The 19669-nt window shown below is 70.7% G+C and carries 18 protein-coding genes; all 18 read left to right on the top strand.

Going from position 1 to position 19669, the window contains the following annotated elements:
- The first annotated feature begins 117 nt into the window (after positions 1-117).
- A complete protein-coding gene (accD, locus tag OU416_RS16885; protein WP_372907241.1) occupies positions 118-1791 on the top strand; it encodes an acetyl-CoA carboxylase, carboxyltransferase subunit beta in 1674 nt (557 codons plus the stop codon).
- Between the two features lie 25 nt (positions 1792-1816).
- A complete protein-coding gene (locus tag OU416_RS16880; RefSeq protein WP_270927925.1) occupies positions 1817-2338 on the top strand; it encodes an acetyl-CoA carboxylase biotin carboxyl carrier protein in 522 nt (173 codons plus the stop codon).
- 2 nt (positions 2339-2340) lie between these two features.
- Entirely contained in the window at positions 2341-3741 is a 1401-nt protein-coding gene (locus OU416_RS16875) for an acetyl-CoA carboxylase biotin carboxylase subunit (RefSeq protein WP_270927924.1), read from the top strand.
- Positions 3742-3850: 109 nt separating this feature from the next.
- Complete coding sequence (locus OU416_RS16870) at positions 3851-4606, top strand: AfsR/SARP family transcriptional regulator (RefSeq protein ID WP_270927923.1); 756 nt, start codon at positions 3851-3853, stop codon at positions 4604-4606.
- Positions 4607-4670: 64 nt separating this feature from the next.
- Positions 4671-5561, top strand: coding sequence for a glucose-1-phosphate thymidylyltransferase RfbA (rfbA, locus tag OU416_RS16865; RefSeq protein WP_270927922.1), 891 nt, complete (start codon positions 4671-4673; stop codon positions 5559-5561).
- A gap of 298 nt (positions 5562-5859) precedes the next feature.
- The gene (locus OU416_RS16860) at positions 5860-7206 is read left to right on the top strand and encodes an NDP-hexose 2,3-dehydratase family protein (protein WP_270927921.1); all 1347 of its coding nucleotides are present in this window, start codon (positions 5860-5862) and stop codon (positions 7204-7206) included.
- A gap of 161 nt (positions 7207-7367) precedes the next feature.
- Complete coding sequence (locus tag OU416_RS16855) at positions 7368-8411, top strand: NAD-dependent epimerase/dehydratase family protein (protein ID WP_270927920.1); 1044 nt, start codon at positions 7368-7370, stop codon at positions 8409-8411.
- Positions 8412-8445: 34 nt separating this feature from the next.
- Positions 8446-9171, top strand: coding sequence for a class I SAM-dependent methyltransferase (locus tag OU416_RS16850; RefSeq protein ID WP_270927919.1), 726 nt, complete (start codon positions 8446-8448; stop codon positions 9169-9171).
- Positions 9168-10277 (top strand): DegT/DnrJ/EryC1/StrS family aminotransferase, encoded by a 1110-nt coding sequence (locus tag OU416_RS16845; RefSeq protein WP_270927918.1) that lies wholly within the window; start codon positions 9168-9170, stop codon positions 10275-10277. Before OU416_RS16850 ends, OU416_RS16845 begins: the two co-directional genes overlap by 4 nt.
- Before the next feature lie 77 nt (positions 10278-10354).
- The gene (locus OU416_RS16840; RefSeq protein ID WP_270927916.1) at positions 10355-11830 is read left to right on the top strand and encodes an FAD-dependent monooxygenase; all 1476 of its coding nucleotides are present in this window, start codon (positions 10355-10357) and stop codon (positions 11828-11830) included.
- A 34-nt stretch (positions 11831-11864) separates the two neighbouring features.
- Entirely contained in the window at positions 11865-12197 is a 333-nt protein-coding gene (locus OU416_RS16835; protein WP_270927915.1) for a TcmI family type II polyketide cyclase, read from the top strand.
- The gene (locus tag OU416_RS16830; RefSeq protein ID WP_270927914.1) at positions 12197-13522 is read left to right on the top strand and encodes a beta-ketoacyl-[acyl-carrier-protein] synthase family protein; all 1326 of its coding nucleotides are present in this window, start codon (positions 12197-12199) and stop codon (positions 13520-13522) included. The genes OU416_RS16835 and OU416_RS16830 overlap by 1 nt, the downstream gene beginning before the upstream one ends.
- Positions 13519-14730: a ketosynthase chain-length factor gene (locus OU416_RS16825; RefSeq protein WP_270927913.1), complete on the top strand. Its 1212-nt coding sequence runs from the start codon at positions 13519-13521 to the stop codon at positions 14728-14730. The genes OU416_RS16830 and OU416_RS16825 overlap by 4 nt, the downstream gene beginning before the upstream one ends.
- Positions 14731-14789: 59 nt before the next feature.
- Positions 14790-15056, top strand: coding sequence for an acyl carrier protein (locus OU416_RS16820; RefSeq protein ID WP_270927955.1), 267 nt, complete (start codon positions 14790-14792; stop codon positions 15054-15056).
- Between the two features lie 32 nt (positions 15057-15088).
- Positions 15089-15874 carry a 3-oxoacyl-ACP reductase FabG gene (gene fabG / locus OU416_RS16815; protein WP_270927912.1) on the top strand — a complete coding sequence of 262 codons (786 nt, stop codon included), beginning with the start codon at positions 15089-15091 and terminating at the stop codon, positions 15872-15874.
- Between the two features lie 167 nt (positions 15875-16041).
- The gene (locus OU416_RS16810; protein ID WP_270927911.1) at positions 16042-16995 is read left to right on the top strand and encodes an aromatase/cyclase; all 954 of its coding nucleotides are present in this window, start codon (positions 16042-16044) and stop codon (positions 16993-16995) included.
- A 31-nt stretch (positions 16996-17026) separates the two neighbouring features.
- The gene (locus OU416_RS16805) at positions 17027-18535 is read left to right on the top strand and encodes an FAD-dependent monooxygenase (protein ID WP_270927910.1); all 1509 of its coding nucleotides are present in this window, start codon (positions 17027-17029) and stop codon (positions 18533-18535) included.
- Entirely contained in the window at positions 18532-19668 is a 1137-nt protein-coding gene (locus OU416_RS16800) for a nucleotide disphospho-sugar-binding domain-containing protein (RefSeq protein WP_270927908.1), read from the top strand. Before OU416_RS16805 ends, OU416_RS16800 begins: the two co-directional genes overlap by 4 nt.
- The last annotated feature ends 1 nt before the right edge of the window (position 19669 follow it).

The following is a 19669-nucleotide window of genomic DNA, read 5'->3' as shown; positions in this document are numbered from 1 at the left end:
TTCTGGCTTGCAGCTCTGCGGTTGATGGGGACTTGCCCTTATTCGAACGTTCTCGCTGTGCGGTCGTTCGACGTCCCGGTCGCACGCATTAACCATCTGTGGGGAGGACGTCCGCGTATGACCACGATGCTGGGAAGTGCCCTCGCGCGGGAAGCCGACTGGTCGCAATGCCCGGGGTGCGGCGCGATGCTGTACCGCAAGCGGTTGGAGCGCAACCTCAAGGTGTGCCCGGACTGCGGGAACCACCACCGGCTCACCGCGGAAGAACGCGTCGGGCAACTCTTCGACGAGAGCAGCGTCGAAGTGCTCGACCTCCCGGCGCGCAGCGCCGACGTGCTGGGGTTCGTCGACTCGGTCCCCTACCCCCAGCGCCTTTCCCGCGCTCGTGATGCGACCGGCATGTCCGAGGCGGTGCTGGTGGCGGCGGGGACGATCGAGGGCTCGCGGGTGATCGCGGCGGTGATGGACTTCCGGTTCCTCGGCGGAAGTCTCGGTGCCGCGGTCGGCGAACTGATCACGCTCGCGGCCGAGCGCGCTCTGCAGGAGCGGATCCCGCTGCTGATCGTCGCCGCATCGGGCGGGGCGCGAATGCAGGAGGGGCCCATCGCCCTGATGCAGATGGCCAAGACCAGCCAGGCCCTCGGCAGGCTGGACGAAGCCGGGGTGCTCACCATCTCCCTGATCACCGATCCGACGTTCGGCGGAGTCGCCGCGTCCTTCGCGACGCTGTGCGACGTGGTGATCGCGGAGCCGCACGCGAGGCTCGGGTTCGCCGGACGCCGGGTGATCGAGCAGACCATCCGGCAGCAGCTGCCGGAGGACTTCCAGACCGCGGAGTTCCTCCTGGATCACGGCTTGATCGACGCCATACGTCCGCGCAGCGGGTTGCGCGGCACGTTGGGGCGGCTGCTGTCGATGCCCGGCGGCGCCGAGATCGCGGCCGGTCCGGTGGACGAGGTCTCCGCAGCGGTGGTGCGCGACCACCACGACCTGCCGGATCGCGACGTGTGGGAGCAGGTGCGAGCGGCACGCGAGCTCGGCCGGCCCACGACGCTGGACTACCTGGCCAGGGCGTTCACGGACTTCGAGGAACTGCGCGGCGACCGGCTCGGCGGCGACTGCGGGGCGATCGTCGGCGGCCCGGCGCGGTTTCGCGGTGTGCCGGTGATGGTGGTCGGGCACCAGCGGGGCCGAACCGCGGCGGAGCTGCCGGAGCGCAACTACGGCATGCCGAGCCCGCACGGCTATCGCAAGGCGGCCAGGCTGGTGCGGCTGGCAGCCAAGCTCGGACTGCCGGTGATCACCTTCGTGGACACCCCGGGTGCGCACCCCGGGGTGGAAGCCGAGGAATCCGGCCAGGCGGTCGCCATCGCGGAGAGCATCCGGCTGCTGGCCGGGATCCCGGTACCGGTGGTCGCGGTGATCACCGGTGAAGGGGGCAGCGGTGGCGCGCTGGCGCTCGCGGTGGCCGACGAGGTGCTGATCTGCTCGAACGGGATCTACTCCGTGATCAGCCCCGAAGGGTGCGCGGCGATCCTGTGGAACGACCCGTCGATGGCCCCGGCCGCAGCCGCCGCGCTGCGCGTCGATGCCAAGCAGTTGCTGCACCTCGGGATCGTCGACGGCGTGATCCCGGAACCCGACGGCGGGAACAAGGCCGACCACGGTGCGGCCGCGGACCGCGTGAGCGCCGCGCTGAGCGGGGCGCTCCGACGACTTTCAGCGCTGGACGCGGCGGAACTCGTGGCACGCCGCCGCGCGAGATTCCGCTCCTACGGCGCGGCGAACTGACTCCAGGCGAGCAGAGAGGACGGACATGACGCAGAGCTGGAACGACCACCTCGAGCGGGAGTTCGGTGGCCGGATCGGGGCCGGTATCGGCATCGGCAACCCGGCCGGGGACGCCGATCTGCTGGATCGCGTGACCCAGAACGCGATTCAGCTGCTCGCCGGATCAACGCGCCCACCCCGCTCGCTGCGGATCTCGGCCGGGGACGTTTCGGTCGGCGTGGAGTGGCCGGAGGAACCGGTCGCGGCAGTGGTCGCACCGAGCGCTCCCGCAGCACCGGTCGAGCTCCCCGAAACCGGCGTCGACCTCGCGTTCATCACCGCGGAGACGGTAGGCGTGTTCTACCACGCGCCGAAACCCGGTGCGCCGCCGTTCGTGAGCGCGGGTGACCTGGTCGCCGAAGGCGCGCAGGTCGGGATCATCGAGGTGATGAAGATGATGATCCCGGTGACCGCGGATCGGGGTGGCCGGGTTATCGAGCTGATCAAGGCCGACGGTCAGCCCGTGGAGCACGGCGAGAAGCTGCTGTCCTTGGACCCGGCGGTCTGATCGTGTTCGACAAGGTGTTGATCGCGAATCGGGGCGAGATCGCGCTGCGCGTGGCGCGGACCTGCCGGGAACTGGGCATCGGGGTCGTCGCAGTGCACTCCAGCGAGGACCGGGAGTCGGCGGTCGTCGGCTGGGCCGACGAATCCGTTCAGATCGGACCGGCCGATGCCAAGCGCAGCTACCTGAACATCCCGGCCGTCGTGGAGGCCGCTCGGATGACCGGGGCGCAAGCCGTCCACCCGGGCTACGGGTTCCTCTCCGAGGATCCCGACTTCGCCGAGGTGTGCAGCGATGCCGGACTGGTCTACATCGGACCGCCCAGCGCCGTCATCGCGCAGCTCGGCGACAAGACCGCCGCCAGGCAGGCGATGGCGGCAGCCGGGCTGCCGATGCTGCCCGGAAGCCTCGAACCGCTGCTGTCGGTGGCGGAGGCGCAGCGGGTCGCCGACGAGATCGACTACCCGGTGATCATCAAGGCGGCCGCCGGTGGCGGCGGGCGCGGGATGCGGGTGGTGCACGAGGCCGGCGACTTCGCGGCCGCCTACCGGGAGACCACCGCCAACGCGCAGCTGCTGTTCGGTGATCCGAGGGTCTACGTCGAGCGCTACCTCGCCACCGCGCGGCACGTCGAGGTCCAGGTCCTCGCGGACGAGTTCGGCAACGTGGTGAGCCTGGGCGAGCGGGACTGCACGGTGCAGCGCAGACATCAGAAGCTCGTGGAGGAGAGCCCGGCCCCGGGCCTGCCGCCGGCCGTGGCCGAGTCGATGGGGCGGGCCGCGGTGCGCGGGGCGGCGGCGGTCGGCTACGTGGGGGCGGGCACCTTCGAGTTCCTGCTCGGGCCGGATGACCGGTTCTACTTCATGGAGGTCAACTGCCGCATCCAGGTCGAGCACCCGGTGACCGAGATGGTCACGGGAATCGACCTGGTCCACGAGCAGCTGCGGGTTGCCGCCGGACAGCCGCTGCCGTTCCGGCAGGAGGACCTCGCACCGCGCGGCGTGGCGGTCGAGTGCCGGATCAATGCCGAAGACCCCGCGCGCGATTTCGCGCCGACGCCGGGACTCCTGCGGGAGTTCGTACCGGCCGGCGGCCCGTTCGTGCGGGTGGACACGCACGGTTACCCCGGCTACCGGGTGCCCGCCTGCTACGACTCGCTGCTCGCCAAGCTCGTCGTCTGGGCACCGACCAGGGATCAGGCGCTGCGCCGGATGGACCGGGCGCTCGGAGAGTTCCGGATCGGCGGCGAGGGCGTTCGCACGACCGCCGGATTCCTGCGCGAGGTGATCGGCGCGGCCGAGTTCCGCCGGGCCGAGCACACCACGGACATCGTCGGCCAGGTGCTCGAGAGGCGGGGAGGACCAGCGGCCGGGGGAACCGGATCCGCGCAGGAATCAGCGGCATGACCACGGTGAAGGGATCTACGGGATGTCAGGACACGTTCTCACGATGGAGCCAGGTGCCAGGACCGCGGACGGCGCCCGGGATGCATGCCGAGCGCTTCCCGCGTTCCGCTTGCTCGGTCCGGTCGAGGTCGTCGTGGGCGACCGGGAGTTCGCGCCGAAGCCGCGGAAGGTCCACCAGCTGCTGGCGATGCTGCTGCTGCGGGCCGGCCGGATCGTGCCGATCGAGACCCTGGCCGAAGAGCTGTGGCCGGAGGAGAAGCCGAAGCGGGCCCGCGCCACCGCGCAGACCTACGTCTACCAGCTCCGCAGGATGTTCAAGGAATGGGGCGTCGCGACCGGCGGCGAAGAGGTCCTGGTGACCAGGCAGTCGGGCTACGTGCTGCGCATCGACCCCGAGCAGGTCGACCTGTTCGTGTTCCAGCGGATCGTCCAGCAGAGCCGGGATCTGCTGCGCAGGCACGAGCACGACGCCGCGGCGAAGCTGCTGCGTTCGGCGTTGGGGATGTGGACGGGCTCCCCGCTCTCCGACGTCGCCTGCGGTCCGACGCTGGCGGCGGAGGCGATCGCGCTGCAGGAGCAGCGGCGCAACGCGCAGCACCTGTGGATCGAGGCCGAGATCGAGGTGGGCGGGCACCACGAGCTCATCAGCGAGTTGAGGTTGCTGATCGTCGCGAACCCGCTCGACGAAACGCTGCACGGACAGCTGATGCGGGTGCTGGGGCGCAGCGGGCGGCGCAGTGATGCTCTCGACGCCTTCCACGACCTGCGCAAGGACCTCAACGACCGGCTCGGCATCGAACCCGGTGCCGAGCTCAGGAAGCTGTACCACGAATTGCTCATCGCCGACCGGGAGCAGCAGCGCTGAGCGCGCTGCCCGGGATCAGGGGCGCCGCAGGGGCGGATGCTCGATCTCCAGAAAAGGCGGAACTGTGAAGGGAATCATTCTCGCCGGAGGCCACGGAACGCGTTTGCATCCGATCACCCTCGGCGTCTCGAAACAACTGCTGCCCGTCTACGACAAACCGATGATCTACTACCCGCTGTCCGTGCTGATGCTCGCGGGCATCCGCGATGTGCTGCTCATCTCCGCGCCGACGGACCTCGCGGGCTTCCAGCGCCTGCTCGGCGACGGCAGCGCGCTCGGGATGTCGATCAGCTATGCCGAGCAGGACGAGCCGCGCGGGATAGCCGACGCGTTCGTCATCGGGTCCGAGCACATCGGCTCGGACCCGGTGACGCTGATCCTCGGCGACAACATCTTCCACGGACCGGGTTTCTCGGACCTGCTGCGCCGCTCGGTGCAGGACGTCGATGGTTGCGTCCTCTTCGGATACCCGGTCAGCGACCCCGAGCGCTACGGGGTCGGCGAGCTCGACCAGCGGGGCCGGCTGATCTCGATCGAGGAGAAGCCCGAGCACCCGAGGTCCAACCTCGCGATCACCGGGCTCTACGTGTACGACTCCGACGTCGTGGAGATCGCCGGGGAACTGCGCCCCTCGAACCGGGGCGAGCTGGAGATCACCGACGTGAACCGGACCTACCTGGAGCAGGGCCGGGCGCATCTGGTGAACCTGGGGCGCGGGTTCGCCTGGCTGGACACGGGCACGCACGACTCGCTGATGGCTGCCAGCCAGTACGTCCAGACCTTGGAGCACCGCCAGGGCGTCCGGATCGCCTGCATCGAGGAGATCGCGCTGCGCATGGGCTTCATCGACCGCGATGCCTGCCTGGAGCTGGGGCAGGGTCTCGCCAAGACCCGGTACGGGCAGTACCTGGTGGACGTGTCCAAATCGGAATCCGGCCTCAGCGCGGTTCTCTGACCGCCCGGCCCGAGAACCGCCGCGAGCGACGAAGGCGTGCAGCGCGGCTTCCGGCAGCACGTGGAAGCACGAGCGGGGAAGCGGAATCGAGCACGGCTTGATCGCGGGGAGAACGGGCTTCCCTAGGTTTGAACCGGAGTAGGAACCGGGTGCGCGCCCGCGTCGGCGACGCCCCGCGGCGGGCGGGATCCGCGCCCGCGATCTCGGCCCTGGACCGGCTTTCCGGATCGGGCCGGTCGCAGTGGCAGTCGCCGGAAGCCGTTGCCGCCGAATCGAAGCTGGCCATGGAGGTGTCGCTTTGTTCCGCGTTCTCGACGAGTTCTACGAGTGGTTCCACAGGCGGAGGCTGAACAACGCCTACGAGGTCTCGAGAACCCCGCTGGAGGCGATGGACGGGTGGCAGGTCGACCCCGGCACCGGCAACATCGGGCACCGGAGCGGGAAGTTCTTCTCGGTCCAGGGACTGGACATCCGCACCGACCACCGGGAGACCGCGGCGTGGTCCCAGCCGATCATCGTGCAGCCCGAGATCGGGATCCTCGGCATCGTCGTCAAGGTCGTCGACGGTGAGGTCCACTGCCTGCTGCAGGCGAAGATGGAGCCGGGGAACGTCAACCTCCTGCAGCTGTCGCCGACGGTGCAGGCGACCCGGAGCAACTACACGAGGGTGCACCGCGGGAGCGCGGTCCCCTACCTGGAGCACTTCACGGAACCGCGCGACGGGCGGGCGGTGGTGGACGTCCTGCAGTCCGAGCAGGGATCGTGGTTCCTGAACAAGCGAAACCGGAACATGATCGTCGAGGTCACCGGGGATCTGCCGGTCGGAGAGGACTTCTGCTGGCTCAGCCTGGGCCAGGTCGCGGAACTGCTGCGCGAGGACAACCTCGTGAACATGGACGCGCGCACCGTGCTGTCCGGAATGCCGTTCTTCTCCGCCGGCGGCGGGGTCGGCCTGGGCGGACCCGAACCCGGCCGGGACGAGCAGGCGCTGCACCCGGTGGCCGGGCTGCTCAGCTGGTTCACCGAGTGCAAGGCCCGCTACCAGTTGTCGAGGCGGACGGTCCCGCTGGCCGAGCTGCCGAGGTGGAGCCTGACCGGTGGGGAGATCCGGCACGACGAGCAGCGGCACTTCTCCGTGGTGGGAGTGGACGTGCGGGCGACCAACCGCGAGGTCGCCTCGTGGTCGCAGCCGATGCTCAAGCCGGTCGACCGGGGCGTCATCGGGTTCCTCGGCCGGCGCATCAACGGCGCCTTCCACGTGCTCGTGCAGGCCAGGACGGAAGCGGGCACCCACGACGTGGTCGAGATGGCGCCCACGGTCAGCTGCATCCCGGCGAACTCCGACGGAATGCCGCCGCAGTTCCGGCCGCGCTTCCTGGACGAGCTCGTGGGCGAACCGAACACCATCGTCGACGTGGTCCACTCCGAGGAAGGCGGACGGTTCTTCCACGCCGAGAACCGCTACCTGGTGGTGGACGTGGGGGAGGACTTCGACCTCGACGTCCCGGCCGACTACTGCTGGATGACCCCGGAGCAGCTGACCGGGTTCGTGCGGTACGGCAACTACGTCAACGTCGCGGCCCGCTGCCTGCTGACCTGCCTGCTGGGCGAATCCACCCGGCTCGTCGCAGGCGCCCGACGTTGATGCGGCTTCCGGTGCTCCCCGGCCGGCCCGCACCGCGGCAGCTCGTTCGGCTCGCATTCGTCGCGGCTGGATCGAGGGGAGAACGGACCGGGAAAGACTGCCGGTGCGCGGTGGCAGCACCCGCGCGCGGGGTACCACGCCGACACGAGGAGATGCACGTCATGGCAAGCACCGCAACGCCGCCGCGCAGGCCGCTGGTCACGGTTCTCGGCGCTTCGGGGCTCGTCGGTTCCGCGGTGACCGCGGCCTTCGCCGCCCGACGGGTTCGCCTGCGCGCGGTCGCGCGGCGGCGGAGCGTCGTCGCCGGAACCGGCCCGGCCGAGGTGCAGGTCCGGAAGGCGGACCTCACCGACCGCGGCGAGCTCGCGGCGGCGGTCGAGGACGCCGACGTGATCGTCCACCTGGTCAAGCACACCGCTGGTTGGCGCACCGCGGAGCTGACACCGGACAGCGAGCGGGCCAACGTCGGGGTGTCGCGCGATCTCGTCGAGGTGCTGCGCACGAGCGGAACCGGCCGCAGGCCGCCGCTGGTGATCTACAGCGGGGCGGTCTCCCAGGTCGGCGTCGCGCCCGGCGCGCCGGTGGACGGCAGCGAGCCGGATCTGCCGGAGGCCGCTTACGACAAGCAGAAGCTGGCCGGGGAACGCGTGCTCAAAGCCGCGACGGCGGACGGCGTCGTGCGCTGCCTGAGCGTCCGGCTGCCGACGGTGTTCGGGCCGGTCCGGACACCGGGATGCGCCGACTCGGGCGTCATCACGACGATGGTGCGGCGCGCGCTGGCCGGCGAAGCCCTTCCGCTGTGGCACGACGGTTCGGTCGAGCGAGATCTGCTCTACGTCGACGACATCGCCTCCGCGGTGCTGGCCGCGTGCGATCACGCCGAGATGTTGATCGGGGGCCACTGGCCGATCGGCTCCGATCGCGGTGCGGACCTCGGCACGGCGTTCCGGACGATCGCGGAAGTGGTGGCGGAACGAACCGGCTCACCACCGGTTCCGGTGGTCAGCGTCCCCCCGCCGCGAGACGCGCCGGTGACCGACTTCCGGAGTCTCACGGTCGATTCGTCGTCGTTCCGCGCGAACACCGGCTGGGCGCCGCGGTTCTCCCTGCGCGAAGCGATCGAGCGCACGACCGACGCGCTGCGGGAGACCGGTTTCGCGGGTGGCGGCAGCGGCCGGAGTTCGTCCGAACCCGTGGCGTCCTAGCAGCACCGGGCCCCGAACGACCGAAAGGAAGCAGATGTACGGAGCGGCCTCTTCCGAGATCTACGACGTGGTGTACACGTTGCGCGGCAAGGACTACCCGGGCGAGAGCGCGTACCTGGCGGATCGGATCCGCACGAAGTTCCCGGCGGCGTCCTCGCTGCTGGACATCGCGTGCGGCACCGGTGGCCACCTCGCCCACCTCGCCGAGCTCTTCGACGACGTCGCCGGCGTGGAGCTCTCCGAGGACATGCTGTCGGTGGCGCGAACTCGGTTGCGGGACGTCCCGCTGCACCAGGGCGACATGCGCTCGTTCGACCTGGGGCGGAGGTTCGACGCGGTCGTGTGCATGTTCGCCTCGATCAGCCACGTGGAATCCGCCGACGAGCTGGACGCGGCGCTGCGGTGCTTCGCCCGGCACCTCAACCCGGGCGGGGTGGTGGCGATCGATCCGTGGTGGTTCCCGGAGAAGTTCATCGACGGCTACATCGGTGGGGACGTCCTGACCCCGGACCACCGCACGATCGCCCGGGTTTCGCACGCCTGGCGGGAGGGCGAGGAGTCGCGGATGGACGTGCACTACCTCGTCGCCGACGGCGAAACGGGGACGAGGCACTTCAGCGAGACCTACCGGTACCAGCTCTTCCCGCGCGCCCGCTACGAGAAGGCGATGCGCGACGCGGGGTTCACCGTCGAATACGTCGAGGGCGTCCAGTACGGCCGGGGTCTGTTCCTCGGCGTTCTAGAAGGGAGCGTTTCGTGACGACTCGGGTCTGGGACTACCTGCCGGAGTACGCCGAAGAGCGGGATGACATCCACGATGCGGTGGAATCGGTGTTCGGCTCGGGACAGCTGGTCCTCGGCGCCAGCGTCCGCGGTTTCGAGCAGGAATTCGCCGACTACCACGGGGTGGACCACTGCGTCGGGGTCGACAACGGGACCAACGCGATCAAGCTCGGCCTGCAGGCGCTCGGCATCGGTCCCGGCGACGAGGTCATCACGGTGTCGAACACCGCGGCCCCCACGGTGCTGGCGATCGACTCGGTCGGCGCCACCCCGGTCTTCGTGGACGTCCGCGAAGAGGACTTCCTGATGGACACCTCGCAGGTCGCCGCCGCGGTCACCGAACGAACCCGGTGCCTGCTGCCGGTGCACCTGTACGGGCAGTGCGTCGACCTGCCCGCGCTCGAAGCCGTCGCCGCCGAGCACGGGCTGGCGATCCTGGAGGACTGCGCGCAGGCGCACGGGGCGCGGCAGAACGGGAAGCTGGCCGGGACCACCGGGGCCGCGGCGGCGTTCTCCTTCTACCCGACCAAGGTCCTCGGCGCCTACGGCGACGGCGGCGCCACCATCACCTCGGACGAGGCGGTCGCGGGCAACCTGCGCAGGCTCCGCTACTACGGCATGGAGAAGGTCTACTACGTCGTCGAGACACCGGGTCACAACAGCCGGCTCGACGAGGTGCAGGCGGAGATCCTCCGGCGCAAGCTCCGGCGGCTCGACGCCTACACCGAGGGGCGGCGCGCGGTGGCTCGCCGGTACGAGGCCGCGCTCGGCGACACCGACCTGGTGCTGCCGAAGACCGTCCCCGGCAACGAGCACGTCTACTACGTGTACGTGGTGCGCCACCCCGAGCGGGACCGGATCATCGAGCAGCTCAAGGCCTACGGGATCGAGCTGAACATCAGCTATCCGTGGCCGGTGCACACGATGAGCGGATTCCGCCACCTCGGCTGCTCGGCGGGTGATCTCCCGGTGACGGAGTCGCTGGCCGGCGAGATCTTCTCGCTGCCCATGTACCCCTCGCTGTCCGAGGAGGTCCAGGACGAGGTCATCAGCGCGCTCCGCGAGGTGCTCGCCCGGCTGTGAACCCGCCGACGGCCTGCCGCGCTGAGCCTGGCGGCGGCCGGACCGGTACCGCGAACATCCCCGATGAGGAGAAGGAAATGGACGTTGCTGAGGTGGTCGTCGTCGGAGCGGGCCCGGCGGGCCTCATGCTCGCAGGCGAACTCCGGCTGGCCGGAGTCGAGGTGGTGGTCCTCGAACGCCTCGCCGAACCGACCGGCGAGTCCCGGGGACTGGGATTTACCGCGCGAACCATGGAGTTGCTGGACCAGCGCGACCTGCTGTCCCGCTACGGCGAGATCGCCACGAGCTCGGCCGGGCACTTCGGCGGGCTGGGCGTGGACTTCAGCGTGCTGGACGGGATCCACTTCAGCGCCAACGGGGTTTCCCAGGCCCGCACCGAGCAGATCCTCGGGGACTGGGTCACCGAGCTGGGCGCCGATGTCCGGCGGGGCTGGGAGCTGATCGGGCTGACCGACGACGAGGACGGCGTCGACGTCGTCGCGCGCACCCCGGCCGGTCCCCGGCACCTGCGCGCCCGGTACCTGATCGGCTGCGACGGCGGGCGGAGCACCGTCCGCAAGCTCGCCGGCTTCGAGTTCCCCGGTACGCCGACGACCATGGAGATGTTCCTGGCCGATGTGCGCGGCTGCGAACTCCGCCCGCGTCCGATCGGGGAGCGGGTGCCCGGCGGGATGGCGATGAGCGCGCCGATCGGTGACGGCGTGGACCGCGTCATCGTGTGCGAGCGGAACAACGAACCGGTGCAGCGCAGCGGCCCACCGGAGTTCTCCGAGGTGGCCGAGGCGTGGCTGCGGCTGACCGGGGAGGACATCCGCGGCGCGGAGGCGCTGTGGACCAGCTCGTTCACCGACTCGGCCCGGCTGGTCACGCAGTACCGGCGGGGCAACGTGTTCCTGGCGGGCGACGCCGCGCACATCCACCTCCCGGCGGGCGGGCAGGGCCTCAACGTCGGCGTGCAGGACTCGGTGAACCTCGGGTGGAAGCTCGGTGCCGTGCTGCGCGGATCGGCCGATCCGTCCCTGTTGGACACCTACCACCACGAGCGCCACCCGGTCGGCGCCCGGCTGCTGATGAACACCCAGGCGCAGGGCTTCCTGTTCCTCAGCGGTGAGGAGGTGGTGCCGCTGCGCAACGTCATGGCGGAGCTCATGGAGTTCGACGTCGTCAACCGCCACCTCGTCGGCATGGTCAGCGGTTTGGACATCCGCTACGACGTCGGTCTGCCCGACCACGATCTGGCGGGCCGGCGCCTGCCGCCGCGGGAGCTCCTCGGCGAGGGCACCAAGACCAGCACGACGGAACTGCTCCGCGGCGCGAGAGGGGTCCTGCTGGACCTGGCCGACGACGCCGGGCTGCGGCGGGCGGCCACCGGGTGGAGCGATCGCGTCGAGGTGTTCACCGGAGCCCCGTTCGGCAACGAGCCGGGCGATCCGCTCAACGCCGTGGACGCCGTGCTCGTGCGCCCGGACGGGTACGTCGCATGGGTTTCGCACGCGGGGGAGGACGTCACCGCCGCGCTCGGCCGGTGGTTCGGAACGCCCGTCCCGGTGTGAGGCCGGGAGCGGGCTCTTGGAAGAGGAGAAGGACATGCACAGCACGCTGATCGTGGCGCGGATGGACCCGGCGTCCGCCGATGAGGTGGCGGGGCTCTTCGCGGAGTTCGACCGGACGGAACTGCCCGGGATGATGGGAACGCGGCGGCGGCAGCTGTTCCACTACCGCGGTCTGTACTTCCACCTGCAGGACTTCGACTCCGACGACGGCGGGGCGAACATCGAGCGGGCCAAGACCCACCCGCTGTTCAAGAACATCAGCTCCGACCTGCGGCCCTTCATCACCGCCTACGACCCGGAGACCTGGCGGACGCCGTCGGACGCGATGGCGACCCGCTTCTACCGCTGGGCATCACCGTCCGGGTGATGCGCAGCCGGCCGGATCACGAAGTCTCGGGCCTCGGTTGGAACGGAGACAGGACAGTGGGGAATCGGGTAGCGATAACGGGAGTCGGGGTCGTCGCGCCAGGCGGCATCGGCACCAAGAACTTCTGGAACATGTTGACCGAAGGACGGACGGCCACCAGGGGGATCACGCACTTCGATCCCACGCCGTTCCGGTCCCGGATCGCCGCGGAAGTGGACTTCGACCCCGCGGAGCACGGGCTGGGGCCGCAGGCGGTGCGGCGGATGGACCGCGCCGTGCAGTTCGCGGCGGTGGCGACGAACGAGGCGCTCTACGACAGCGGCCTGGAGCTCGGCGAGCTGGACCCGCACCGCACCGGCGTGACCATCGGCAGCGCTGTCGGTGCCACGACGAGCCTGGAGAACGAGTACCGGGTGGTCAGCGACGACGGCGGGCTGGAACTCGTCGATCACGAGTACGCGGTGCCGCACCTCTACCGGCAGATGGTGCCGAGCTCGTTCGCGAGCGAGGTGGCCTGGCTGGTCGGGGCCGAGGGGCCGGCCGCGGTGGTGTCGACGGGCTGCACGTCCGGGCTGGATTCCGTCGGCTACGCGTGCGAGCTGATCCGGGAAGGTTCCGCGGACGTGATGATCGCGGGAGCGACCGACGCGCCGATCTCGCCGATCACGGTCGCCTGCTTCGACGCGATCAAGGCGACCACGCCGCGCAACGACGACGCCGAGCACGCCTCGCGGCCCTTCGACCTGACCCGCAACGGGTTCGTGCTCGGCGAGGGATCCGCGGTGTTCGTGCTGGAGGACCTGGAGCGGGCGAGGAAGCGCAACGCGCACGTCCACGCCGAGATCGCGGGTTTCGCCACCCGCTCCAACGCCTTCCACATGACCGGGCTGCGCGCGGACGGCACCGAGATGGCGGCGGCGATCCGGGCGGCGCTCGACGAGGCGGAGCTCGACCCGGCCGACATCGACTACGTGAACGCGCACGGCTCGGGGACCAAGCAGAACGACCGGCACGAGACGGCGGCGTTCAAGCGGAGCCTCGGTGCGCACGCGCGCCGCGTTCCGGTGAGCTCCATCAAGTCGATGGTCGGGCACTCGCTGGGCGCGATCGGCTCGATCGAGATCGCCGCGTCGGTGCTGGCGATCGGATCCGACGTCGTGCCGCCCACGGCGAACCTGCGCAACCCGGACCCGGATTGCGATCTCGACTACGTGCCCCGGATCGCCCGCGAGTGGCGGACCGACGTCGTGCTGACCGTGGGCAGCGGGTTCGGCGGGTTCCAGAGCGCCATGGTGCTGGCCAGCGCCGAGCGGAGTGGGAAATGACGCCACGAGCGGTGGTCACGGGCATCGGGGTGACGGCCCCCAACGGGTTGGGCGCAGTGGACTTCTGGGCGGCGACGCGGCGCGGCCGCAGCGGCATCGGGCCGGTCACCCGGTTCGACGCCCGCCAGTACCCGGCGACGCTGGCCGGCGAAGTGCCCGGGTTCGACGCCGCGGCCCACCTGCCGAACCGGCTGCTGCCGCAGACCGACCACATGACCCGGCTGGCACTGGTCACGGCGGACTGGGCGATCGCCGACTCCGGCGTGCGGCCCGACGAGCTGGACGAGTTCGGCATGGGCGTGATCACCGCGAGTTCCGCGGGAGGTTTCGAATTCGGCCAGGTCGAGCTCCAGAACCTGTGGAGCAAGGGCGCCCAGCACGTCAGCGCCTACCAGTCCTTCGCGTGGTTCTACGCGGTGAACACCGGCCAGATCTCCATCCGCAACGGTTTGAAAGGCCCCAGCGGCGTGGTCGTTTCGGACCAGGCAGGTGGCCTGGACGCGCTCGCGCAGGCCCGCCGCCGGATCCGCAAGGGCTGCGGCGTGATGCTGGCCGGAGGCGTGGACGGCGCCATCTGCCCGTGGGGATGGGTGGCTCAGCTGTCGGCAGGCCGGCTGAGCACGCGAGAGGATCCCGGCCGGGCGTACCTCCCGTTCGACCCGGCGGCGTGCGGCCACGTGCCGGGTGAAGGCGGGGCGCTGCTCGTCGTGGAGGACGAGGACGCGGCGCGCAGCCGCGGCGCCCGGGTGTACGGCGAGATCGCCGGCTACGCGGCCACCACCGATCCGGCTCCGGGCAGCGGACGGGAACCGGGACTGCGGCGGGCCGTCGAACTGGCCATGGCCGACGCCGGAGTCGGTCCGCGCGATGTCGACGTGGTCTTCGCCGACGGCGCGGCGATTCCCGAGCTCGACGAGGTCGAGGCGGCGGCGATCACCGCCGTGTTCGGTGCGGGCGGTGTCGCGGTCACGGTGCCCAAGGCCATGACCGGTCGGCTGTGCGCGGGTGCGGCCTCGCTGGACGTGGCCACCGCGCTGCTGGCGATGCAGGACGGAGTCATCCCGCCGACCAGCAACGTGACCCCGTCGGCCGCCTACGACCTCGACCTGGTCGTGTCGCCGCGCAGCGCCGCGGTGCGCGTCGCCGTCGTCGTGGCGCGGGGATACGGCGGTTTCAATTCCGCGATGGTCGTGCGGAAGGCCGGCTGAGGCCGGCCACCACGAGAACGCCCGGTGGAAGTGACAGGAGAACGACGGAGTTGACCGAAATGGCAGAGAAGCTCTTCACCATCGACGACCTGCGCCGGATTCTGCGCGAAGCAGCCGGTGTCGACGAGAACGTCGACATCAACGGCGACATCCACGACCTCGAGTTCGAGGAGCTGGGCTACGAGTCGCTGGCGCTGCTCGAGACCGCTACCCGCATCGAGCGCGAGTTCGGGGTCGAGCTCGAGGACTCGGTGATCACCGAAGCCAGGACGCCGGCCGCCTTGCTGGCGGTCGTCAACGGCGCGCTCAGGTCCAGCGCGGCCTGAGCGCCGCGGCACCATTCGATCGGGGAGTACACATGTCGGAAGAACGCGGGCGGGTGGCACTGGTCACCGGCGCCACCAGCGGGATCGGTCTCGCGGTCAGCAAGGCGCTCGCCGAGCGGGGACACCGGGTGTTCATCTGCTCGCGCAGCGCCGAGGACGTGACCGCGACCGTGAAGCGATTGCGCGAAGAAGGCGCCGACGTCGCCGGGACCAGCTGCGACGTCGGTTCCCCGGAGCAGGTGCCCGAGCTCGTCCAAGCCGCGGTGCGGCAGTTCGGCACCATCGACGTCCTGGTGAACAACGCGGGACGCAGCGGCGGCGGAGTGACCGCGGACATCCCGGACTCGCTCTGGTTCGACGTCATCAACACCAACCTCAACAGCGTGTTCCTGGTGACGCGCGAGGTGCTCAACGCGGGCGGGATGCGGCACAAGGACCGGGGCCGGATCATCAACATCGCTTCGACGGCCGGGAAGCAGGGCGTGGTGCTGGGCGCGCCCTACTCGGCGTCCAAGCACGGTGTCGTCGGCTTCACCAAGGCGCTGGGAAACGAGCTGGCCCGCACCGGGATCACGGTCAACGCCGTGTGCCCCGGCTACGTGGAGACGCCGATGGCCCAGCGGGTGCGCCAGGGCTACGCCGCCGCGTGGGATCTCGAAGAGGACGAGGTCATGGCCAAGTTCGAGGCCAAGATCCCGCTGGGGCGCTACTCGACTCCCGAGGAAGTCGCGGGACTGGTGGGCTACCTGGCGTCGGACACCGCCGCGTCGATCACCTCCCAAGCGCTCAACGTCTGCGGCGGCCTCGGCAACTTCTGAGGTCCCGCCGCCGAACCCGCGGCCCCCGGGCCGCGCCACCGTGAACGGGCGCTCGGAGTGCCCGGCCCCGGCCCGGGCACCCGGCACCCGGGCCGGGGCCTCGACCCCCGCCGCGCAGGCGGTCTCCGATGCCGACCTGCGCAGGCACACCGATCAGGAGGAGAACCATGTCCAAGTCCGGCCGACAGCAGACCGTGCACGAGATCACCGTGTCGGCACCGGCCGAGGCCGTGTACCGGCTCATCGCAGAGGTGGAGAACTGGCCGGCCCTCTTCCCGCCGACCGTGCACGTCGAGGTGATCGAGCGAACCGCGGCCGCCGAGCGGATCTCGATCTGGGCGACCGCCAACGGCGAGGCGAAGAGCTGGACCTCGCGTCGCAACCTCGATCCGGGCGCGATGCGGATCGAGTTCCGCCAGGAGGTCTCCGCACCGCCGGTGGCGGAGATGGGCGGAACCTGGGTGATCGAGCCGATCTCCGCCGGTCGGTCCAAGGTCGAGTTGTTCCACGACTTCCGGGCGCTGGACGACGACCCGGCGGGCATCGAGTGGATCGAGTCGGCCGTGGAGCGCAACAGCCGGTCCGAACTGGCGGCGCTGAAGCGCAACGCCGAACTGCTCACCGGCGGCGACGACCGGTTGCTGTCCTTCGAGGACGTCGTGCTGATCGACGGGGCCGTCGAAGACGTCTACGCCTTCATCAACGAGGCCGATCGGTGGGCCCAGCGGCTGCCGCACGTCGCGCGGGTGGAGCTCCGGGAGGACGTGCCGGGACTGCAGCTGCTGGCGATGGACACCCGGACCAAGGACGGTTCGACGCACACCACCGAGTCGGTCCGGGTGTGCTTCCCGGACCGCAAGGTCGTCTACAAGCAGACCACCTTGCCCGCGCTGATGTCGTTGCACACGGGGTACTGGACGTTCGTCGCGGACGGGAGCCGGACCGTGGCGACCTCCCAGCACACCGTGGTGATCAACACCGACAACATCGCCGGCGTGCTCGGCGCGGACGCCGACCTGCCGAAGGCCCGCGAGTTCGTCCGCACCGCGTTGAGCACGAACAGCACCACGACGCTCCGGCACGCGAAGGAGCACGCCGAGCAGGTGCGCCGGGCCAGTTGATCAGGAGTCGTGCGGAATCCAGGGAGGACGCTTGGACAGCCAGGTGATCGTCGTCGGTGCCGGACCGGTCGGCCTGCTGCTCGCCGGTGAGCTGCGGCTCGGTGGCGCGGAGGTGCTGGTGCTGGAGCGGTTGTCCGGACCCAGCACCGAATCGAGGGCGTCGACCCTTCACGCGCGGACGGTGGAGCTGTTCGCGCAGCGCGGCCTGGTCGGAGCGCTCGGCGATCCGCCCAGCACGACCGCAGGTCACTTCGGCGGTCTGCCGCTGGACTTCGGCGACCTGCCCAGCGACTACCCGGGGCAGTGGAAGGTGCCGCAGACCCGCACCACCGAGGTGCTGCACGACTGGGCGACCGCACTGGGCGCGGAGGTCCGGCGCGGGCACGAGGTGCGGGAGCTGATCGTGCACCCGGATCACGTCGAGATCGGCGCCGCCGGACCGGCCGGGCGGGTCCGGTTGCGCGCGTCCTACGTGGTCGGCTGCGACGGCGAGAACAGCGCGGTCCGCCGGTTGGCCGGCTTCGGGTTCCCCGGGACATCCCGGCGGAACGTGCTGTTGCGCGCGGACGTCGCCGGGATCCGGATACCGGCCAGGCGCTTCGAGCGGACCCCAGCGGGACTGGCGATCTCCGCGCGCAACGAGCAGGGCATCACCCGCGTGATGGTGTGCGAGCCCGGGCGCTCCCCGGCCGAATCCGCCCGGCAGCCCGCCTTCGCGGACGTGGCGGCAGCGTGGTCGCGGGTCACCGGGGAGGACATCAGCGGTGGAGAACCGTTGTGGGTCAACGCCTTCGACGACACCAACCGCCAGGCGAGCCGCTACCGGCGCGGGCGGGTACTGCTCGCCGGTGACGCCGCGCACGTGCAGATGCCCTCCGGCGGGCAGGCCCTCAACCTCGGGCTGCAGGACGCGGCGAACCTCGGCTGGAAGCTCGCCGCGCAGGTGCGCGGGCAGGCGCCGGACGGGCTGCTCGACACCTACCACGACGAGCGCTGGCAGACCGGGAAGAAGACGCTGGACAACATCGCGGCGCAGGCGTCGCTGCTGCTCGGCGGAGGCGAGGTCGACGGCGTGCGCGAAGTCATCGGCGAGCTGCTCGGGCACCGGGAGGTCCGCGAGTTCCTGACCGGCCGGATCAGCGGCCTGGACATCCGGTACGAGCCCGGGGCGCACCGGCTGCACGGCCGGCGGATGCCGCACTGCCGGGTGCGGACCCCGGACGGGGTGACGAGCACCGCGGAACTGCTCGCCGAACACCGCGGGGTGCTCCTCGTCCTGCCCGGGGAGCACTCCGAACGCCTCGTCGCCGTCGCCGCACCGTGGGCCTCGCGCCTCGGGATCGTGCGCGGCGAGGTGGCGGAAGACCACGAGCTGTCCGGAGTCGCGGCGGTGCTCGTGCGGCCCGACGGCTACGTGGCGTGGATCGGTGACGACGTGCGGGGCGTGGAAGCCGCGCTGGGTCGCTGGTTCGGCGCACGAGCAACTCCCCAGTGCTCGGTGAGCGCTGTTTCAGAACGCGATCAGGGAGGACAAGCATGAGGATTCTGTTCGTTCCAGCTGGCAGCCAAGCCACGATCTTCTCGTTCGTGCCGCTGGCCACGGCCGCCCGCAACGCCGGGCACGAGGTGTTCATGTCCGCGACCGAGGACCTGATCCCGGCCGTGGTCAACGTCGGGCTGGCGGGGTACCCGGTCAGCACGCTGCCGTTCAACTACTTCATCGGCAAGGACCGGGACGGCAACCCGATCGACATCCCGCGGGAACCGGAGGCGCAGATGCGCGCCATCGGCGGCGGCTTCGCCCGGATGGCGGCGGCGACCCTCGGTGCGCTGATCGACCTGGCCGAGGACTGGCGGCCGGACCTGGTGGTCGGCGGCCCGATCTCGTACGCGGCCCCGCTGCTCGCCGCGCACCTGGGAATCCCCTACGCGGTGCAGGCCTACGACATCAACGACATGAACAGCGGCAGCGACCCCGGCGCTCACGAGGAGCTGCAGCCCGAGCTCGAGAAGCTGGGGCTGGAGCGGATTCCGGCGCCGGACCTGCGGATCGACGTCACCCCGCCGAGCCTGCGCCAGGAGAACGGGCCGGCCGCGCAGCTGATGCGCTGGGTCCCGGGCAACCGGCAGTGCCGGCTGGAGCGCTGGATGTACACCCGCCCGGAGCGCCGCCGCGTGTGCGTGACCTTGGGCAACCGGGTCGGCCTCGCGCACGACGTCGACTTCGTCCGGCGATTGGCCAAGGACGTCGCCTCGCTGGACGTCGAGGTCGTGATCCCGGTGCCGGGCAACGCCGAGCACGAGTTGCGCGAGGCCCTCGACGGGGTCCGGGTCGGGTGGATCCCGCTGGACCTCGTCGTCCCCACCTGCGATCTGATCGTCCACCACGGTGGCGGCGTGACGAGCATGACGGCGATGAACGCGGGCGTCCCGCAGCTGATCCTGCCGGTCGTCGCCTACTCGACGATGTCCGCCGAGCGGATGTCGGCCCGGGGCGCGGCGAACTTCCTCACCCCGGAGCGGGCCACCCCGGAGAACATCATCGAGATGGGCCAGAAGATGCTGGCGGACTCCTCCTACCGGGACGCGTCCCTGGAACTGGCGGGCGAGATCGCCCAGCTGCCGTCCGTCGGCGAGGTCGTCGGCGCGCTGGAGGAGCTGGCCGCCCGGTAGC

The sequence above is a fragment of the Saccharopolyspora indica genome, assembly GCF_027853965.1.
Lineage (GTDB): Bacteria > Actinomycetota > Actinomycetes > Mycobacteriales > Pseudonocardiaceae > Saccharopolyspora > Saccharopolyspora indica.
The sequence above is the reverse complement of the archived record's forward strand: the minus strand, read 5'-3'. Positions and strand labels throughout refer to the sequence as shown.